This is a genomic window from Streptomyces sp. SID13666, assembly GCF_010548325.1.
Lineage (GTDB): Bacteria > Actinomycetota > Actinomycetes > Streptomycetales > Streptomycetaceae > Actinacidiphila > Actinacidiphila fildesensis.
Genome location: NZ_JAAGLX010000041.1, coordinates 1 through 17,786, shown reverse-complemented (window position 1 = coordinate 17,786; position 17,786 = coordinate 1). Strand labels below are relative to the sequence as shown.

The 17,786-nt window shown below is 71.9% G+C and carries 19 protein-coding genes, 1 pseudogene and 1 riboswitch; of the genes and pseudogenes, 15 read left to right on the top strand and 5 right to left on the bottom strand.

Going from position 1 to position 17,786, the window contains the following annotated elements; translation table 11 throughout:
- Positions 1 to 136: 136 nt before the first annotated feature.
- Positions 137 to 1,345, bottom strand: coding sequence for a PP2C family protein-serine/threonine phosphatase (locus G3I60_RS34635; RefSeq protein ID WP_239070622.1), 1,209 nt, complete (start codon positions 1,343 to 1,345; stop codon positions 137 to 139).
- A 50-nt stretch (positions 1,346 to 1,395) separates the two neighbouring features.
- Positions 1,396 to 2,922, bottom strand: coding sequence for a CHASE3 domain-containing protein (locus G3I60_RS34630; RefSeq protein ID WP_239070621.1), 1,527 nt, complete (start codon positions 2,920 to 2,922; stop codon positions 1,396 to 1,398).
- 411 nt (positions 2,923 to 3,333) lie between these two features.
- Between G3I60_RS34630 and G3I60_RS34625 the strand changes: the two genes are divergently transcribed.
- The 7 genes from G3I60_RS34625 (at position 3,334) to G3I60_RS34595 (ending at position 9,377) form a co-directional block, all read left to right on the top strand.
- Positions 3,334 to 3,771, top strand: a complete 438-nt coding sequence (locus G3I60_RS34625; RefSeq protein WP_138354472.1) for a response regulator — start codon at positions 3,334 to 3,336, stop codon at positions 3,769 to 3,771.
- A 185-nt stretch (positions 3,772 to 3,956) separates the two neighbouring features.
- Positions 3,957 to 4,457 carry a molybdopterin-dependent oxidoreductase gene (locus G3I60_RS34620; protein WP_164297103.1) on the top strand — a complete coding sequence of 167 codons (501 nt, stop codon included), beginning with the start codon at positions 3,957 to 3,959 and terminating at the stop codon, positions 4,455 to 4,457.
- 6 nt (positions 4,458 to 4,463) lie between these two features.
- Positions 4,464 to 4,988: a hypothetical protein gene (locus tag G3I60_RS34615; RefSeq protein WP_164297101.1), complete on the top strand. Its 525-nt coding sequence runs from the start codon at positions 4,464 to 4,466 to the stop codon at positions 4,986 to 4,988.
- A 98-nt stretch (positions 4,989 to 5,086) separates the two neighbouring features.
- Positions 5,087 to 5,482, top strand: coding sequence for a molybdopterin-binding protein (locus tag G3I60_RS34610; RefSeq protein ID WP_164297099.1), 396 nt, complete (start codon positions 5,087 to 5,089; stop codon positions 5,480 to 5,482).
- 108 nt (positions 5,483 to 5,590) lie between these two features.
- On the top strand, positions 5,591 to 6,403 hold the full coding sequence (gene modA, locus G3I60_RS34605) for a molybdate ABC transporter substrate-binding protein (protein WP_164297097.1): 813 nt from the start codon (positions 5,591 to 5,593) through the stop codon (positions 6,401 to 6,403).
- A gap of 105 nt (positions 6,404 to 6,508) precedes the next feature.
- Positions 6,509 to 8,512, top strand: a complete 2,004-nt coding sequence (locus tag G3I60_RS34600) for an ABC transporter permease (RefSeq protein ID WP_164608135.1) — start codon at positions 6,509 to 6,511, stop codon at positions 8,510 to 8,512.
- 118 nt (positions 8,513 to 8,630) lie between these two features.
- Positions 8,631 to 9,377, top strand: coding sequence for a cobalt-precorrin-6A reductase (locus tag G3I60_RS34595; protein ID WP_164297093.1), 747 nt, complete (start codon positions 8,631 to 8,633; stop codon positions 9,375 to 9,377).
- A 12-nt stretch (positions 9,378 to 9,389) separates the two neighbouring features.
- Here the strand turns inward: G3I60_RS34595 and cobF are convergent, their stop codons facing one another.
- The gene (cobF, locus tag G3I60_RS34590) at positions 9,390 to 10,178 is read right to left on the bottom strand and encodes a precorrin-6A synthase (deacetylating) (protein WP_164297090.1); all 789 of its coding nucleotides are present in this window, start codon (positions 10,176 to 10,178) and stop codon (positions 9,390 to 9,392) included.
- 81 nt (positions 10,179 to 10,259) lie between these two features.
- Positions 10,260 to 10,505, bottom strand: a pseudogene (locus G3I60_RS34585) (DUF4430 domain-containing protein); the annotation flags it as partial.
- A gap of 65 nt (positions 10,506 to 10,570) precedes the next feature.
- Positions 10,571 to 10,760, top strand: a riboswitch (cobalamin riboswitch).
- A 183-nt stretch (positions 10,761 to 10,943) separates the two neighbouring features.
- Between G3I60_RS34585 and metE the strand changes: the two are divergent.
- The 3 genes from metE to G3I60_RS34570 all read left to right on the top strand — a co-directional run bounded on the left by metE (position 10,944) and on the right by G3I60_RS34570 (position 14,203).
- Positions 10,944 to 13,262: a 5-methyltetrahydropteroyltriglutamate--homocysteine S-methyltransferase gene (gene metE, locus G3I60_RS34580; protein ID WP_164608133.1), complete on the top strand. Its 2,319-nt coding sequence runs from the start codon at positions 10,944 to 10,946 to the stop codon at positions 13,260 to 13,262.
- Positions 13,263 to 13,484: 222 nt separating this feature from the next.
- Positions 13,485 to 13,895 (top strand): hypothetical protein, encoded by a 411-nt coding sequence (locus G3I60_RS34575; RefSeq protein ID WP_138354462.1) that lies wholly within the window; start codon positions 13,485 to 13,487, stop codon positions 13,893 to 13,895.
- Between the two features lie 113 nt (positions 13,896 to 14,008).
- Entirely contained in the window at positions 14,009 to 14,203 is a 195-nt protein-coding gene (locus G3I60_RS34570; RefSeq protein ID WP_138354461.1) for an antitoxin, read from the top strand.
- A 16-nt stretch (positions 14,204 to 14,219) separates the two neighbouring features.
- Here G3I60_RS34570 and G3I60_RS34565 read toward each other — a convergent pair whose 3' ends face one another.
- The gene (locus tag G3I60_RS34565) at positions 14,220 to 14,669 is read right to left on the bottom strand and encodes a DUF5990 family protein (protein WP_203674633.1); all 450 of its coding nucleotides are present in this window, start codon (positions 14,667 to 14,669) and stop codon (positions 14,220 to 14,222) included.
- 108 nt (positions 14,670 to 14,777) lie between these two features.
- Here G3I60_RS34565 and G3I60_RS45925 point away from each other — a divergent pair, with 108 nt between their 5' ends.
- The 5 genes from G3I60_RS45925 (at position 14,778) to G3I60_RS34540 (ending at position 17,727) form a co-directional block, all read left to right on the top strand.
- A complete protein-coding gene (locus G3I60_RS45925) occupies positions 14,778 to 15,332 on the top strand; it encodes a CAP domain-containing protein (protein WP_343241787.1) in 555 nt (184 codons plus the stop codon).
- A 121-nt stretch (positions 15,333 to 15,453) separates the two neighbouring features.
- Positions 15,454 to 15,924 carry an Asp23/Gls24 family envelope stress response protein gene (locus G3I60_RS34555; RefSeq protein WP_164297082.1) on the top strand — a complete coding sequence of 157 codons (471 nt, stop codon included), beginning with the start codon at positions 15,454 to 15,456 and terminating at the stop codon, positions 15,922 to 15,924.
- Between the two features lie 34 nt (positions 15,925 to 15,958).
- On the top strand, positions 15,959 to 16,207 hold the full coding sequence (locus tag G3I60_RS34550; RefSeq protein WP_164297078.1) for a hypothetical protein: 249 nt from the start codon (positions 15,959 to 15,961) through the stop codon (positions 16,205 to 16,207).
- 362 nt (positions 16,208 to 16,569) lie between these two features.
- On the top strand, positions 16,570 to 17,316 hold the full coding sequence (locus tag G3I60_RS34545; protein WP_164297080.1) for a GntR family transcriptional regulator: 747 nt from the start codon (positions 16,570 to 16,572) through the stop codon (positions 17,314 to 17,316).
- Between the two features lie 162 nt (positions 17,317 to 17,478).
- Complete coding sequence (locus tag G3I60_RS34540) at positions 17,479 to 17,727, top strand: hypothetical protein (RefSeq protein ID WP_138354456.1); 249 nt, start codon at positions 17,479 to 17,481, stop codon at positions 17,725 to 17,727.
- The last annotated feature ends 59 nt before the right edge of the window (positions 17,728 to 17,786 follow it).

Below are 17,786 nucleotides of genomic sequence, written 5' to 3'. Positions count from 1 at the left end.
CACACCTATGGCACACCGCACGCCACACCCCCGGTCGCAGCGCCGCCGCGATCACGTTGGTGCGACTCTAGGGGGAGGCTCGGACAATGCCTCCGGCAGCACCGGCGGGCCTGTGGACAACCGGATCGCGAGGGGTTCAGACGGTGCGTCCGGTGCCCTCCGGGGCGGTGAAGTCCCAGCTGAGCAACAGGATGGCGAGGTCGTCCAGATGACGTCCGGCGTCCAGTTTCCGGGTGACGGTGGTCAGATGGTCCACCAGCGCCCGCCCGGTCGTCCGCGGTGCGCTGTCGATGATCGACAGCAGGCCGTCGGTCCCCAGGCGTTCGTGCCCGGGCCCGCTGTGTCCCTCCACCAGACCGTCGGTGTGCAGCAGCAGCGAGGCGGCGGCCGGGAGTTCGGTCCGGGTGGTGTGCCGGCCGCCGCCGCCGGGACCGATGCCCAGGGCGAGGCCCGGCCGGGACGGCAGCGGGCGGGCCGTGCCGTGCTGGACGAGGAGCGGTTCGTCGTGACCGGCCAGCGTGACATCGATCCGGCAGGCGTCCGGGTGGAGCGAGATCATCGCGACGGTGGCGAACATCGCGGGGTAGGGGCGTTCCGCGACGAGGACCTGCTCCATCAGGGCCAGCAGGCCGGACTCGCGGTGGCCGCCCAGGACGAGCGAGCGCCAGGCGATGCGCAGACACACCCCGATGGCGGCCTCGTCGGGTCCATGGCCGCTGACGTCGCCGATGACGGCGTGGACGACGCCGTCCGCGGTCTCCACGACGTCGAGGAAGTCACCGGCCAGCAGCGCGCCTTCGCGGCCTGGCAGGTAGCAGCAGGTGGGGACCACGGCCCGGGTGGTGAGCATGGGGGTGGGCAGCAGACCCCGTTCCAGCCGGGTGTTCTCCTGCGCCCGCAGATGGTTCTCGCGCAGCTCGGTCGCGGTGCGCTCGGCGTGCTTGCGATGCACGGCGTAGCGCAGCGCCCGGTCGAGGAGTTCGCTGGTGACGGCGCCCTTGACGAGGTAGTCCTGGGCTCCCGCGGCGACGGCCTCGGCGCCGGCGCTGCTCTCGGCCATACCGGTGAGGACGATGACGGCCGCCGCCGGGCAGGCGGTCTGCAGCTGGTGGACGGCGCCGGTTCCCGACGCGTCGGGAAGATGGAGGTCCAGCAGGATGCAGTCCGGCGCCCGCCGCTTCAGCCGCGCCAGCCCCTCGGCGAGCGTCTGGGCCCACTCCAGGTCGACACTCAGACCGGTGTCGGCCAGATACTCCTCGACCAGCACCGCGTCACCGGCGTCGTCCTCGATGAGCAGGACGGCGTAGCGGCCCGGCGCCCGCTGCGCGGGGAGAGCAGGCGGCATCGTCGGCGCGGTCCGGTGCCCGCCGGCGTTCCCGTGAGCGTCCTGCACGTTCATGGCGAGACTCTCTCGGTGTCCGCGGCCGGCTCGGCCTGGGGAAGGGGCAGTCCGGGGAGGGTGAAGGTGATGCGGGCGCCGGGGGCGTGTCCGGGGTCGATCGCGATCGTACCGCCGTGGAACTCCACGATCTTCTTGCACAGGGCCAGCCCGATGCCGTTGCCCGGATAGGCCTCCCGGGTGTGCAGCCGCTGGAAGATCACGAAGACCCGCTCGGCGTACTCGGCTCCGATGCCGATGCCGTTGTCGGTGACCGCGAAGTGCCACAGCCCGTCCTCGAACCGGGCGCTCAGTTCCACCGCCGGTGTCCGTTCGGCGGAGCGGAACTTCAGTGCGTTGGAGACGAGGTTCTGCAGCAGCATGCCCAGTTGGGTGGCGTCGCCGGACACCGCGGGCAGCGGGTCGCGGGTGACCTGCGCGCCGGACTCCTCGATGGCGATGCTCAGCGCGTCGGTGGTGCGCGAGAACAGCTCCTCCAGGTCGACGGTTTCGTTGTCGGTGTGCAGCCGCCCCACCCGGGAGAAGGCCAGCAGGTCGTGGATGAGGGTCTGCATGCGGTTGGCGCCGTCGACGGCGAAGTCGATGTACTGCACGGCGCGGTCGTCGAGCTGGTCGGCGTAGCGGCGCTGCAGCAGCTGACAGAAGCTGGCGACCTTGCGCAGCGGCTCCTGCAGGTCGTGGGAGGCCACGTAGGCGAACTGCTCCAGCTCGGCGTTGGAGCGGCGCAGCTCGCCGGCCTGCACGTCCAGCCGCTCGCGGGCCGAGTCGGAGAAGGCCAGTTCGTCGGCGAGCCGGCCTCGCATCCCTTCGATGTCCACCGCGAGCCGGCGCAGGTCGGCCGGGCCGCTGGCCGTGATCGGGTGGCCGAAGTTCCCCCCGGCGACGTGCCGGACGTCCTCGGACAGCCGCCCCAGCGGCAGCGTCACACCGCGGCGCAGCCCAGCGAACACCAGCACGGTCAGGGCCAGGATGACCGCGGCGATGAGGGAGAAGATCCAGTTGCGCTGGGACCGTACGCGGTGCAGTTCGGTGCGCGCCCGGTCGCGGGCGGCCTCCAGGTCCTTCTCCAGGTGGGAGGTGCTGACGCGGATGGCGTTGAAGTCCTGCCGGCCTTCGTCCGCCCGCTCGGTGGCCAGGGCCACCGGGGCGCCGGCCGGCGCGGTGGCCACCGGCCGGCCGAACCGGGACTGCCAGGTCTCGGCGCGCGCGAGCACCTCGTCCAGGTCGGCGGCCGTTGACGGATCACCGGCCAGCAGGGTCCGCAACTGCGCGGTGGCGTCCTTCTGTTGTCGCAGGCCCGAGCGGTAGGGCTCCAGGAAGCCCGGTTCCCCGGTCAGCCCGTAGCCGCGCGCCCCCGTCTCCTGGTTGACCAGCGCGCTTTCCAGCCGCACCGAGGCCACCAGCGCCGGGGTGCTGCCGTCCACCAGCCGGTCCGAGATCGCCGTGGAGCGGGCGAAGACCCACACCCCGGTCGCCGCGAGGACGGCGAGGACCACGAGCGCGGCGCAGGCGCCCGCCGTCAGCCAGCGCCGCGTCGTCCAGTCCGCGGTGGGACCGCCGGCCCGGCCGGCCCCAGCCGCTCCGGAGCGTCGGTGCTCGGCCGGATCCTCGTGGCTGCGCGCCCCTGCAAGGCCTGTCACTGCGACTCCTCGATCACCCCGCCCCGCCGCGGCAGCGGCAGGGCCAACCGCTCCCGCCCCGGGGTACAGCCGCGCCATCGTACCCAGCGCGCCGACCATGATTGTCGCCTCATCGACACGACCGTAGGGTGGGCGCATGCGCCGCGAGGAGTCCACCGTCCAATTCGGCCCTGCCCAGTTGACGGCACCGGCCGAGCAGGGCGGGACGGCACTCCCCCACCGCCCGGCCACGGAGACCCTCCGCCGCGGGCACCCCCTCAGTTCCGTCCCGCCGACCTCCGCAGGAGCGAACCCGTGAACGCCCTCGCCTCTCCCCGCTCCTACAGCATCCTGCTCGTCGAGGACGACGCCGCCGATGCGATGCTCATCGAGGAAGCCCTCGCAGAAAAGGGGATGACCCGGGCCATCGCCCGCGCCAACGACGGTGTCGCCGCCCTGGAACACCTGCGGGACCCGGCCAACGACCGCCCCGATCTCATCGTGCTGGATCTGAACATGCCCCGGATGAACGGCCGCGAACTGCTGGCCGTCCTCAAGGACGACCCGTCCCTGGCCACCATCCCCGTGGTCGTCCTGACGACCTCGTCCACACCGGACGACATCGCGGACGCCTACCAGCACCACGCCAACGCGTACGTCACCAAGCCGGTCAACCTCGACGACTTCCTGCACTCCGTGCGGGGCATCGACGCCTTCTTCCTCGAGATCGCCACCCACGTGCCCCGCGACTGAGAAGGAGGCGGCACCCGCGGGCCTCCCGTAGCGGAAACACCGCGCCTGCCGGTCCAGACACCATTCCCACCTCGTATACACGAGGAACAGGAGCACTTTTAGGTTGCATCTACGATTCTCCGGACGGACGATTGGGCAGGACGTTGTGAGCAGCCGCCGCGTGCACCGCCCGGAGGGGGAATCGGATGAGCCGACCCAGTACGCCGCAGCGCGCCGCGCCGCCGCGCACCCGGTCCTTCCTCCTGCGCGGCGAGGTGCACCGGCCGGCCACCCTGACCGTCGCCGATCTGCGGAACGGCTGGGAGCAGCACCGGGCCGACGTGGTCTTCGACTGCGCGACGAACGGGCCGCAGCACCACCGCTTCGAGGGGCCGCTGCTGCGGGAGGTCGTCACCGCCGCGGAGCCCGCCTTCGACGCCCGGCGGCGTAAGGACCGCTCGCGTTTCCTGCTGACGGTCACCGGCGGGGACGGGCACCACACGGTGCTGTCCTGGGCGGAGATCGACGCCGACTTCGGGGACACGCCCATCCTGCTGGCCACGCTCCTGGACGGCGGGGCGCTGGACGAGTCCGGCAGCAAGCTGGTGGCGCCCTCCGACCGCTGCGGGGCCCGCTACATCAGCGCCATCAGCAGCGTATGGGTCGGGGCCTGCCCGCCTCCCGGCGCATCCGCGGCCACGGGATAGGGCCGGGTGTCGCCGGAGAACGGCGCCGGACCCCGCGACGGGGCCGCCGCGCAGAACGACAAGGCCACCCAGGCGTGGGACGAATTCCTGCGGGCCGACATCATCGAGGAGCCGGGCGTGGCCTACGCCGCCGCGCTCCTGGGGCCGGACGGGCGATATCTGCACACCGCGTCGGCGTCGGCCGGGGACGACGGGTCGGGGTACTTCCGCCAGGAGGACGCCGCAGCCGCCCGGTCCGTGCGGGACGCGGCCCGCGGCGGACCCCCGGTCGCCGAGCCCTTCGCCCTGAGCGGGCGCCGGGTGACGATCGGCCCGATCGCCGGTGACGCCGACCTGTGGGCGACGCCGCTGATCTGCGAGCGCACCGGCCTCAATGTCGGGGTCATGGGCGGCACCCCGAGGGGATATGTGGTCGTCGCCCTCTGCCATCCCATGAGTGACGACATTCCCGTGCCGGGCGTCTACGGCGCGGAGATCTCCACCTGGAGTGTTTTCCAGAGCCGGATCGGACTGGCGCTTCTCACCGCCTGACCACCGCCATTGGACCTTTCACTAAGGGCGGGGCAGTTGCCATGGAGATTCGCATCATGAATTGCAAATGCCAGGGAATTTCCCCTACCGTGTCGCACATGCAGTCCTACACGATGGGTCAGGCGGCGCGCGTGCTGGGTGTGAGCCCGGATACCGCGCGCCGCTGGGCGGACGCCGGCCGGGTGACGACCCACCGCGACGAAGGCGGCCGCCGACTGATCGACGGCCGGGACCTGGCCGCGTTCTCCACCGAGATCGCCCAGACAGGCACCGGCGAGGAGGACACCTCCTGCACCTCCGCCCGCAACGCGTTCCCCGGCATCGTCACCGCGGTCACGCTCGGCGACGTCGCCGCACAGGTGGAGATCCAGGCCGGTCCGCACCGGCTGGTGTCGCTGCTGACCCGTGAAGCCGTCGAGGAACTCGGCCTGGAGGTCGGCATGCGGGCCACCGCCCGTGTGAAGTCCACCAGCGTGCACATCGACCGCACCTGACCCACCGCTCCAACCAGCGGCGTCGTCCGTCCCCGACGCGGCCTCCACCAACCGCTCGGGCGACACCGGTCGGCCCGAACAGCCACGTCACCAGGGAGTTCAACCCTCATGTCCTTTGCCTTCGACAGACGCCGCGCCGCTGCCGCGATCGTGACCGCCGCCCTGTTCGTTCCGCTCGTGGCGGCCTGCGGCAGTGACGACAAGAAGGACGCCGGTTCCACGGCGACCCCGTCCGCCAGCACCTCCGGAGCGCCCAAGGCCGCGCTGACGGTGCTCGCCGCCTCCTCGCTGACCGATGTGTTCAAGACCGCCGGCGCCGCGTACGAGAAGAGCCACCCGGGCACGACGGTGAAGTTCTCCTTCGCCGGCTCGCAGGAACTCGCCGCGCAGGTCAAGCAGGGCGCGCCGGCCGACGCCCTGGTGACCGCGGACGCCAGGACCATGGACGGCCTGAAGTCCGACACCGGCACCCCGGCCATCATCGCCAAGAACCGCCTGGTGATCGCCACCGGTGAGGGCAACCCGCTGAAGATCACGGCCCTCAAGGACCTGGCCGACACCAAGTTCAAGGTCGTCCTCGCCGCGCCCACCGTCCCGGTCGGCCGGTACAGCAAGCAGGTCCTGGACGCGCAGAAGATCGTGGTCAAGCCGGTCTCGCAGGAGCCGAACGTCCGCGCCGTCCTGAGCAAGGTCGAGCTCGGCGAGGCCGACGCCGGCATCGTCTACGCGACGGACGCCGCGACCGCCACGAACAAGGTCGACGCCATCGAGATCCCCGACGCGCAGAACGCCGTCGCTTCGTACCCGGCCGCTACCTTGAAGACCACGAAGAACAGCGAGGCCGCCGCCGCGTTCGTGGCATGGCTGAGCACCCCCGAAGCGCAGAAGATCCTGCAGGCGGCGGGCTTCCAGCAGCCGTAGTCCTGTGCGGGAAGCGGCTGCTCCCCCTGTCGTGAGGGCTGTCCGGATCGGGGGACCGGACAGCCCTGTCACTGCCTTCGCCTGCCCCGATCCCAGGAACCGCCGATGAGACGCATCCGCAGCCGAGCACGCGGCGCGCGCACCCCGGTCGCGCTGGCGCTGCCCGCACTGATCGCGATCGCGTTCCTGCTGATGCCGCTGGTCGGCATCCTGTACCGCACCAACTGGGGTGCTATCGGGACCGATCTGACCAGCCCTGACGTCACCACCGCGCTGAGGCTGTCACTGCTGGTGTCGTTCTGGGCGCTGGGCCTGTCGCTCGTGCTCGGGGTGCCACTGGCATGGCTGCTGGCCCGGGTCGACTTCCCCGGCAAGTCGCTGGTGCGCTCCCTCGTACTGCTGCCGATGGTGCTGCCGCCCACCGTGGGCGGTGTCGCGCTGTTGCTCGGCTTCGGGCGGCGGGGGCTGCTCGGGCCGTGGCTGGAGAACACGTTCGGGATCGTGCTGCCGTTCCACACCTCCGGGGCGGTGGTCGCGGCGACCTTCGTGGCGATGCCGTTCCTGGTCATCAGCCTGGAAGGGACCCTGGCGGGGCTACGCCCCAGCTACGAGGAGACCGCCGCCTCACTGGGCGCCCCGCCGGTGCGGGTGTTCTTCACCGTCACGCTGCCCATGGTCGCCCCCGGCCTGGTGGCGGGCGCCGCGCTGACCTGGGCGCGCGCCCTGGGCGAGTTCGGCGCGACCATCACCTTCGCGGGCAACCTCCCCGGCACCACCCAGACCCTGCCCCTCGAGGTCTACCTGCTGCTGCAGGACTCGCCCGAAGCGGCCACGTCCGTCTCCCTGCTGCTGCTCGTCATCGCCATGGCCGTACTGATCGCGCTGCGCGGCCGCTGGGCCGGCGGGGCGGTGACCCGGGAGAGCAGCTCCAAGCGACCCGTGGACGACGGCCCACCGCCGGCCGATCCGTTGACGGACTCCCCCGCAGCGCCGAATCTCCTCAAGGGCGGATCTCCGGCGGACGGTTCCCCTTCGGACGGAACTCCCGGCCCGAAGTCCTCGGCCGCACCGGACCGTTGGTCGCTGCACACCGACGTCACCGGGTTCAACCAGCTGACCCTGGACGCGGAGCCCGGCACCACCATCGCCATCGTCGGTCCCAACGGCGCCGGGAAGACCACGCTGCTGCGCGCCCTGCTCGGCCTCACTCCCCGCGCGCACGCCGAACTGCGCCTCGGCGGCACCGACGTCACCGACCTGCCACCGCACAAGCGCGGTGTCGCGTGGGTTCCTCAGGACGGCGCGCTGTTCCCGCATCTGACGGCGCTGTCCAACACCGCCTACGGTCTGCGCACCCATCACGTCCCGCGCGCCGAGGCGCGCCGCACCGCCCAGCAGTGGCTCGACCGGCTCGGCGTCGGCCATCTCGCCCACCGCAGGCCCGCGCAGCTCTCCGGCGGCCAGGCCCAACGCGTCGCCCTCGCCCGCGCACTCGCCGCCCGGCCCCGGCTGCTGCTGCTCGACGAACCGCTGGCCGCCCTCGACCAGACCACCCGTGCCCATGTCCGGCACACCCTGCGCACCCACCTCGACGGCTTCGGCGGCGTCTGTCTGATCGTCACTCACGACCCCGTCGAGGCGGTCGCCCTCGACGACCGGGTGCTCGTCCTCGAAGACGGCCGCGCCCTCCAGGACGCGTCGCCCGCCGACGTCACCCGCCACCCCCGCTCCCCCTGGGTGGCCCGGATGCTCGGCCGCAACGCGTGGCCCGGTACGGCGACCGCCAGCGGCCTCGCGCTGGCCGGCGGCGGACAGCTCGTCGTCGCCGACACCCTCGCCGAAGGGGCACGGGCGCTGGCGATCATCGCGCCGGAGGCGGTCTCCGTGCACCGCGACCGACCCGCCGGCAGCCCCCGCAACGTCTGGCCCGGCACGATCCGCGAGATCACCTCCTCCGGCAGCCGGCTGCGCCTTCTCATCACCTCCGACCAGGCACCCGATCTCGTCGCCGAGATCACCCACCAGGCCGCCGCCGAACTGGGCCTCACCGACGGGACCTCGGTCTGGACGAGCGTCAAGGCCACCGAGGTCACCCTCGTCACCCTCTGAGGCCGACCGCGCCGCCCGGCAGTGCCCTGCATGACGGATAAACTGCGACGCCGTCCCCCGCCGGACCCACCGCGGCACGGCGGGCCCACCAGCCCCGCGAGGGAAGCGAACGGCGAACGTGACACGACATGTGCTCATCCTGGGCGGCACCACGGAAGCGCGCCGGCTCGCGGCGGCGCTGGCCGCCGATCCCGCGCTGCGGGTGACCAGCTCGCTGGCGGGGCGGGTGGCCGAACCACGGCTGCCCGCCGGCGAGGTACGGATCGGCGGGTTCGGCGGCACCGAGGCGCTGGGCCGCTGGCTGGCCGAGCACGCGGTGGACGCGCTGATCGACACCACCCACCCGTTCGCCGGCACCATCAGCTTCCACGCCGCGGAGGCGGCGGCGTCCGCCCGGCTCCCGCTGCTCGCGTTGCGGCGGCCCGGCTGGGTGGCGGGCCCGGACGACCACTGGCATCCCGCGGAATCCCTGGCCGAGGCCGCCGCGCTGCTCCCGGGACTGGGCCGGCGGATCTTCCTGACCACCGGCCGGTCGGGGCTGGCCGCCTTCGCCGGACCGACCGGTCTGTGGTTCCTCGTCCGCTCGGTCGACGCCCCGGAGCCACCGCTTCCGGAGCACTCCGAAGTCCTGCTCGACCGGGGGCCCTTCACCCTCGAAGGGGAGACGGAACTGCTGCGCCGCCACCGCATCGACGTCCTCGTCACCAAGGACAGCGGCGGACCGGCCACCGAGGCGAAGCTCACCGCCGCCCGCGAGGCCGGCATTCCGGTCGTCGTCGTCCGCCGCCCGCCGGTGCCCGGCGGGGTGCCCGTGGCCGCGACCCCGGAGGAAGCGGCCGCGTGGGTGCGCGCCGTGCTGATGTAGCCCGCAGCCGGGTCAGGCGTCGTCCCGGTCGCCGGCGGGCGTCCTGCGCAGCAGATAGGTGTCCATGATCCAGCCCTTGCGGGCACGGGCTTCGGCGCGCAGCGTCTGGATGCGCTCCGAGACGTCGGGCAGCCGTCCCGCGACGAGGATCTCGTCCGGTGTGCCCAGGTACGCGCCCCAGTAGATCGTGACGTCGTCACCGCCGTCCGGAAGGTGCGCGAAGGCCTGGTGCGCGTCGAGCATGACGACGACGTCGTCGGCACCCTCGGGGAAGCCCGCGGCCAGCTGCCTGCCGGTGGTGATCTGCACGGGCCGCGCGGGCCGGTTCAGCCCGGTCCGGTGCTTGGCGGCCAGCGCCGCGACGCTGCTGATGCCGGGGATCACCTCGTAGTCGAACGCGACCGTCCCCCGGCCGAGCACCTCCTCCAGGATGCCCAGAGTGCTGTCGTACAGGGCGGGGTCGCCCCACACCAGGAAGGCGCCGCACTCGTCGTCCGCCAGCTCCGAGGTGATGAAGTGCTCGTAGATGTCGGCCCGGCGATGGCGCCAGTCACCGACGGCCGACGCGTAGACCGGTGACGGCGCCGTACGGTCCCGGTCCGGGTCCTGGGCCGACACCAGCCGGTGCGGACGCGTCACATGCTGTTCGATGATGTCGTGGCGCAGCTGGACCAGGTCCGACTTCTCCTCGCCCTTGTCCAGGACGAAGAACACGTCGGCCTGATTGAGCGCCTTGACCGCCTGCAGCGTCAGATGGTCCGGGTCGCCCGCGCCGATACCGATGACAAAGATCTTCCTCACGGCATCGAGTCTGCACCATGCGGTCGGGGCGTGACGCCGCCGGGGGCGGCCTGCGGGCTGCCGCCCCCGGCGGGCCGGGGGTCAGAACGCGGTCAGGGTGAAGATGACCTTGTCACCGGTCCTGATACGGAACTGGCAGCCGCCCACGGGGGTCGGCGTGCCGTTGACGGAGATGTTCCGGTACTCACTGGCACGCGCCGTGCCGGCGGCTGTGCGACTGACCGCGTAGTCGTCGAACGAGGGGTACCAGGTGCCGTCCCAGGAGAAGTGCGCCCGTCTCGCCGCGTCGTCGAGCGCCGCGGTCGGGGTCGCGACCCGGCTCGGGCTCACCGTCCGGTGGCTGAACAATGCTGACCCGGCCGCCCTTTTGGCCATAGGCTGGACGGTGCAGCTGGTTCGCCCTGTCCGCCAGACAGGTGCGTCGTAAGAGGGAACCCGGTGGAATTCCGGGACTGCCCCGCAGCGGTGAGTGGGAACGACCGCCGTCATACGCACTGGGACCCGAGCCGGGATCTGGGAAGCGACGGCCAGTAGGTGTCTCGTGTCCGTACGAGACGTGCCCGCGAGTCCGAAGACCTGCCACTGCCCGCGCGCCCCCAACGGCGCACGGTGATTCCGGAGACCTCGAGGGCGGGTCGGAGTACACATCAGACGGGCACGTGCGGCGTTCCGGCGCTTCAGCGACGTGATCCGTCCGGTCTGTGGTCCCTTCGCGCCGTCGATTCTCCCGGGGTCCTATGGGAGACACTCGCGAAGGAGAGTTCCATGACCAGCACGTCCGACACCGCACGTTCCACCGTGCACGGCTACCCCCGGCAGGGCCGGAACCGGGAGCTGAAGAAGGCGATCGAGGGCTACTGGAAGCGCGACGTCAGCGCCGACGCCCTGCGGGACGCCGCCGCCGCGCTGCGCCGCACCAACTGGCGGCAGCTCGCGGACGCCGGCATCCAGGAGGTCCCGACCGGCGACTTCTCGTACTACGACCACGTCCTGGACACCAGCGTCATGGTCGGCGCGATTCCCGCGCGGCACCGCGCCGCGGTCGCCGCCGACGCCCTGGACGGCTACTTCGCCATGGCCCGCGGCACGCAGGACGTCGCGCCGCTCGAGATGACCAAGTGGTTCGACACCAACTACCACTACCTGGTGCCCGAACTGGGCCCGGACACCGTCTTCAGCGCCGACTCCACCAAGCAGGTCGCCGAGCTGAAGGAAGCACTCGCGCTCGGCCTCACCGCGCGCCCGGTGCTCGTCGGTCCGATCACCTATCTGCTGCTCGCCAAGCCCGCCCCCGGCGTCGCGGCGGACTTCGAACCGCTGACGCTCCTCGACCGGCTGCTGCCGGTGTACGCCGAGGTGCTCGGCGATCTGCTCGCCGCCGGAGCCGAGTGGGTGCAGCTCGACGAGCCGGCCCTGGTCCAGGACCGCACCCCGGGTGAACTCAACGCCGCCGCACGCACCTACCGAGTGCTGGGCGGCCTCACCGACCGGCCGAAACTGCTGGTCGCGTCCTACTTCGACCGGCTGGGCGAGGCCCTGCCGATCCTCGCCAAGGCGCCCATCGACGGGCTGGCGCTGGACTTCACCGGTCCCGCCGCGGGCAACCTCGACGACCTCGCGGCCGTCGGCGGGCTGCCCGGCAAGCGCCTGCTGGCGGGCGTCGTCAACGGCCGCAACATCTGGATCAACGACTACGAGAAGTCGCTGTCCGTCCTCGGCACGCTCCTCGGGCTGGCCGAACGGGTCGACGTCGCCTCCTCCTGCTCCCTGCTGCACGTCCCGCTGGACGCCACGGCCGAGCGCGACATCGACCCGCAGATCGCCCGCTGGCTGGCCTTCGCCCGGCAGAAGACCACCGAGATCGTCACCCTGGCGCGCGGGCTGTCCCAGGGCACCGACACGATCGCGGCCGAACTCGCCGCCAACCGCGCCGACCTGGCGTCCCGGGCCGGTTCCGCCCTCACCAACGACCCGGCGGTCAGGACCCGCGCCGCGGCCGTCACCGACAGCGACGCCCGCCGCTCCCAGCCCTACGAGGAGCGGGCCGCCGCCCAGCGCGCCCACCTCGGGCTGCCGCTGCTGCCGACGACCACGATCGGTTCGTTCCCGCAGACCACCGAACTGCGCACCGCACGGGCCGATCTGCGGGCGGGGCGCATCGACACCGCCGCGTACGACGCCCGTATCGCGACCGAGATCCGCGAGGTCCTCTCCTTCCAGGAGAAGGCCGGCATCGACGTCCTGGTGCACGGCGAGCCCGAACGCAACGACATGGTGCAGTACTTCGCGGAGCAGCTGACCGGCTACCTCGCCACCCAGCACGGCTGGGTCCAGTCCTACGGGACCCGTTACGTCCGGCCGCCGATCCTCGCCGGGGACATCTCCCGCCCCGAGCCGATGACGGTCCGCTGGACACGGTTCGCCCAGTCCCTCACCGCCCGCCCGGTCAAGGGCATGCTCACCGGGCCCGTCACCATGCTGGCCTGGTCCTTCGTCCGTGACGACCAGCCGCTCGGCGACACCGCCCGCCAGGTCGCGCTCGCCCTGCGCGACGAGGTCAACGATCTGGAGGCGGCGGGCAGTTCGGTGATCCAGGTGGACGAGCCCGCGCTGCGCGAGACGCTGCCGCTGCGCGCCGACGGCCATGCCGAGTACCTCGGCTGGGCGACCGAGGCCTTCCGTCTCACCGCCGGCGGGGTCCGTCCGGACACCCAGATCCACACCCACATGTGCTACGCGGAGTTCGGTGACATCCTCCAGGCCATCGACGATCTCGACGCCGACGTCATCAGCCTGGAGGCCGCCCGCTCCCACATGCAGGTCGCGGGCGAACTGGCCACCGCCGGTTATCCGCGCGAGGTCGGTCCGGGTGTCTACGACATCCACTCCCCCAGGATCCCCAGCGCGGCGGAGGCGGCGGCCCTGCTCCGCAAGGGCCTTGAGGCGATTCCCGCCGAGCGGCTGTGGGTCAACCCGGACTGCGGTCTGAAGACCCGCGGCTGGCCGGAGGTCAGAACCTCCCTGGAGAACCTCGTCACCGCCGCCCGCGAGGTCCGGAGCACGCTGCCCGGCGCGTCCTCCTGACGCGGCCGTGGCCGGGCCGGGCGCCCCTGGTGTCCGGCCCGGCCACGCGCTAGCGCAGTGCCGCCCGCCGGTCCGTGCGGGACCGTCCCGGTTCATCCTTTCGGGTTAAGCAAGGAATGTTTGTCCCGGGCCGCATCCGGAGGGGCGCTCTGATGGGGGCGCGGCGCCGCGCCGACCGTCGTGGACGCGGCACGGGACAGCGATCGAACGAGGTGCGGGGGAATGGGCTCTGTTGCTCTGGGCGTCTGGCTGCTCACCGCCTCCCTGGGGGCGTACCTGTTCACGATCTGGCTGCGCCACGGTGGCCTGCGGCAGCGCGAGGCCGGCATCACCCGGTTACCGGTCTCGCTGATCCTGGGGCACATCCTCCTGGCCGTGGTCGGCCTGGCCGCGTGGACGGTCTTCCTCTTCGGCGACCTGATGGCTTCCGCGTGGGCGGCCTGCGGCGTCGTGCTCGTCGTGGCGTCCCTGGGCCTGATGATGCTGTTCCGCTGGCTGCCCAGCCCCGGGCGCCATGCGCACGCCGAGCGGACCGCCGAGCGGCACTTTCCCGTGACGGCGGTCGTCGCCCACGGCATCTGCGCGGTCGTCACCGTCCTGCTGGTGCTGGCGGTGGCGGTCCACTCGGCCTGAGCGCCGGAGCCGGGCCGGGCGGGCCGGCCGGCCCGCCGTAGATCGCCCGTAATGCGAACCCTGTCCTCTGCGTAGATCCTGAAGGTGTTGTCCATCACGCGAGGAGGTCCGACATGTCCATGCTCGACAAGATCAAAGGCATGCTCAAGGGTCACGAGGATCAGGCGAAGCAGGGTGTCGAGAAGGCCGGCGACGTCGTCGACCAGAAGACCCAGAACAAGTACAGCGGCCAGGTCGACATGGCTCAGGAGAAACTGAACGAGCAGATCGGCGGCACGCGTCCGCCCACCGACGAGGCGGGCAAGTAGCCGGCCGGCGCACCTGTCAGCGACCGGCGACCACGCTCCAGGTCACCCGGGGCGGGTGAACCGAGGCGCACAGGGGCAGGCCGAAGCCGTCGGTCAGTCCCAGGTCCGCCCGGAGGCAGCCCCCTCCGTCGCGGGCGGCCGCCAGGTTCTCGGCCGGAATGTCGCCCAGGTGGAGCTTGGCCCGGCGGAACATCGCGAACGCTCCGCCGGGCGGCTGTTCGCCCCACGTCAGATAGAGGAACCGGCCGCCGCGGCGGCCCTGGACATGGGGCCCGCGGAAGTCGGCCGTTCCGTCCGGCGCGGTGAGCAGGGTGACGGCGGTCTCGAAGACCACCTCAGCGGCGTCCGCCGACACCACGGCGTCCGGTACCGACCCCCGCTGGATCCCGACGTGGACGTCCTTGTGGTCGCCACAGGCGGCCCCGGGCAGCTCCCGGCCCACGATCCGCACGAGTACCTCTGCCATCGCCTCAGCCCTCAGTCCTCGGCCCTCACCGGATCCTCGTCCGTGCGTCCCGGACACGACGTGTCCACCGTACGGCGAGCCACTGACAGACCCCGGAAGGTACGCCCCGTGAACCCCGACTCCGGGTCCCCGCCGTCGCCTCCCGTCGAACCGCCCCGGCGGCGCCGGTCACACACCTCGGCGTGGCTGGTGGCCGCGGGCCTCATCGTCGTCGCGGTGGGGAGTCACAGCGCTGCGGCGGCCCCGCGCCCGGCCGTCACGGGTACCGCCCTGGCCGGCACGGACCGGCGGGCCCAGCAGGTCGTGGGGATCGTCAACGTGGAACGCCTGAAACACGGTTGCGGGCCTGTCACGGCGAACGGGAAACTCGCGGCGGCCGCCCAGGCGCACTCCGACGACATGGCCGCCCGTGACTACTACGAGCACGCGACACCCGACGGCAAGGACCCCGGCGCCCGGCTGACCTCCGCCGGGTACCCGTGGACGCGGTGGGGCGAGAACATCGCCAAGGGCGCCAAGGACCCGCGGGCGGCCATGGCCGCGTGGATGAAGAGCGCCGCCCACCGTTCCACCATTCTGAACTGCGCGTTCAAGGAGATCGGGGTCGGCGTGAGCATGCGCCCGAACGGTCCATGGTGGACCCAGGACTTCGCCGCCCGCTGACCGGGTCCGGCACCCCCGGAGCGACGCCCCCCGGCTGTCCCCCGACCGTTCTCCGCGCGCGGTGGCGGTGACCCGTGCTTAGCGTGGGACGTAGAGCAGCCCAACGAAGGGACGACTCATCATGAGCGACAGCACAGCGCGGACCAAGCCCGAACCGGATCGCCCCAACCCCGGGAGCAAGACGCCACCGCGCGGCGATGCGGGATCACGCGGCCGGACCACCATCGCCGACGGCGTGGTGGAGAAGATCGCCGGTCTGGCCGCCCGCGATGTCGTGGGCGTGCACGCCCTGGGCACCGGCTTCTCCCGTACCTTCGGTGCCGTGCGCGACCGGGTGCCGGGCAGCGCCAAGTCCGTCACCCGCGGGGTGAAGGCGGAGGTCGGCGAGACGCAGACCGCTCTCGACCTCGACCTCGTCGTCGACTACGGCGTGTCCATCGTCGATGTCGCCAACGCGGTGCGGGAGAACGTGATCGCCGCGGTCGAGCGGATGACCGGGCTCGAGGTCGTCGAGGTCAACATCGCGATCGGCGACGTCAAGCTGCCGGACGAAGAGGACGACGAGGACGAGCGGGAGCAGCGGGTCCAGTGAGCGGCGGACCGGCGCGGGAGACGGTGGGCGGACGATGAACACGGCACTGGTCGGCCTGGGCGTGGGAATGGCCCTGGCGTTCGCCGGGTGGTTCGGCGGGTTCGGTGCGTTCCTGCTCGTGGCGGCGCTCGGCGCCATCGGCTTCGTGGCAGGGAAGTTCATCGACGGAGACCTCGATCCCGACGAGTTCTTCCGGAGCCGCAGCAGCGACCGCAGCCGCGACCGCAGCGGCACCGGTACCCGCAGCCGCACCCGCGACCGGGACGGCGACCGCCTGCGCTGAACGGTTCGGTACGGGCCGGCGCCGAGGGGTTCCCCGGCGCCGTCCCGGCCGGCAAGCGCTCTCAACCCCAGCCGCGAACCTTACGGAACGTGCGCACGGCCGGACCTGCGTCCGGAGGCGCACCGTCCCTTACGCCCTCGGCAATGTGCTGGTCACCTTGCGGGGGTCCGGCTTCGCCATGCTCAATCACTGACAAACCGCGAGGCGCCGCGGATCGGGTCCGGTAACTGCGAGTTCGCGCCAATACCTGGCGTACTGACGAGTAATGCTCGCGACAGGTATAGACCAATGATAGATATGGGGAACGGATCTCACATGTGCGATCACCATGCGTCACTCCCGATGGGAAGGGATCACCCGCTGTGCCCCGTTCCTCCCGCTCCGCCCCGCCCGCACGTCCGCTCTACCAGCGGATCGCCGACCAGCTCCAGGCCGAGCTCGACAAGGGCCGCATAGCCCCGGGAGACCGACTGCCCGCCGAGCGTCTGCTGGCCGACCGCTTCGGCGTCAACCGGCAGACCGTACGCCAGGCCCTGCAGCTCCTGCGCGACCGCCGCATGGTCACCACCGGACGCAGAGGCACCCGCGCCGCGGTCGTCCCGGTTGCGCTGCCGGGCCAGTTGATCGATACGGCGCCCGTCACGCCCGAAGGGATCGACGACGACTTCGGCGTTCTGCGCACCGCGCCCGCCCCGGTCGACATCTCCTGCCTGCTCGGCCTCACCCCCGGCACCCCCACCCTCGTCCACCAGCGGGTCGAGCAGGCGCCCGGGGCCCAGTTGGCGAACGCGACGTCGTACTTCTCACCGGTCGCGCTCGCCGAGATACCGCGACTGGCCGAGCACCGCCGCGCCTCGCCCGAGCCCCACCGCGGCAACCTGCGCGGCCTGTACCAGTGGATGATCGACGCCGATCTGCGCCCCCACCGGCGCGACACCATCGATCTCACCCCGGTCCACAACCCCCGGCCCGCCGCCCCGGACCAGGCGAAGCTGACCATTCGCCGGACCATCGCGGATCAGCACGGCCGCGTCCTGGAAGTCACCGACCTCCAGTTGCCACCCGGCCCGGCCCAACTCGTCTACGACTTCGCCCTGCCCGGCACCTGACCGGCGGCCACCACGAGCTCCGTCCCGGACGCCCTCCGCAGGGGCCCCGACCCGCTCGGACCTCCCCGTATGCGACCCACCGGGTCCCCGAGGATAGGCCGCCGCCGGCATGAGGACTATGGTCGATATCCCAGGACCACTACGACGAAGGGGCAGTCGGCAATGGCGCAGGACGAGGCCGTTATCGGCTGCACGGGGGAACTTCTGATCGCCACGCGTGGATCCGCCGGACCCGGCGAGATCCTGGTGCGCGTCAGAGGAGGAACCGAGACCTTCCTCGCCTGGTCCGAGGAGCCCCTGCCGCGCGGGACGACCGTGCTCGTCATCGAGTCCCGCGGGACCCGGCAGGTCGGCGTCATCGAGTGGGCAGATCCCCTGGATGCGTTGGGCGGCGTCACCGACGCCCCTTAAAGGAGACGAAATGTTCGGTTATCGCGTTCCCGCCCCCGACGAGGCGATGCTGATTTCAG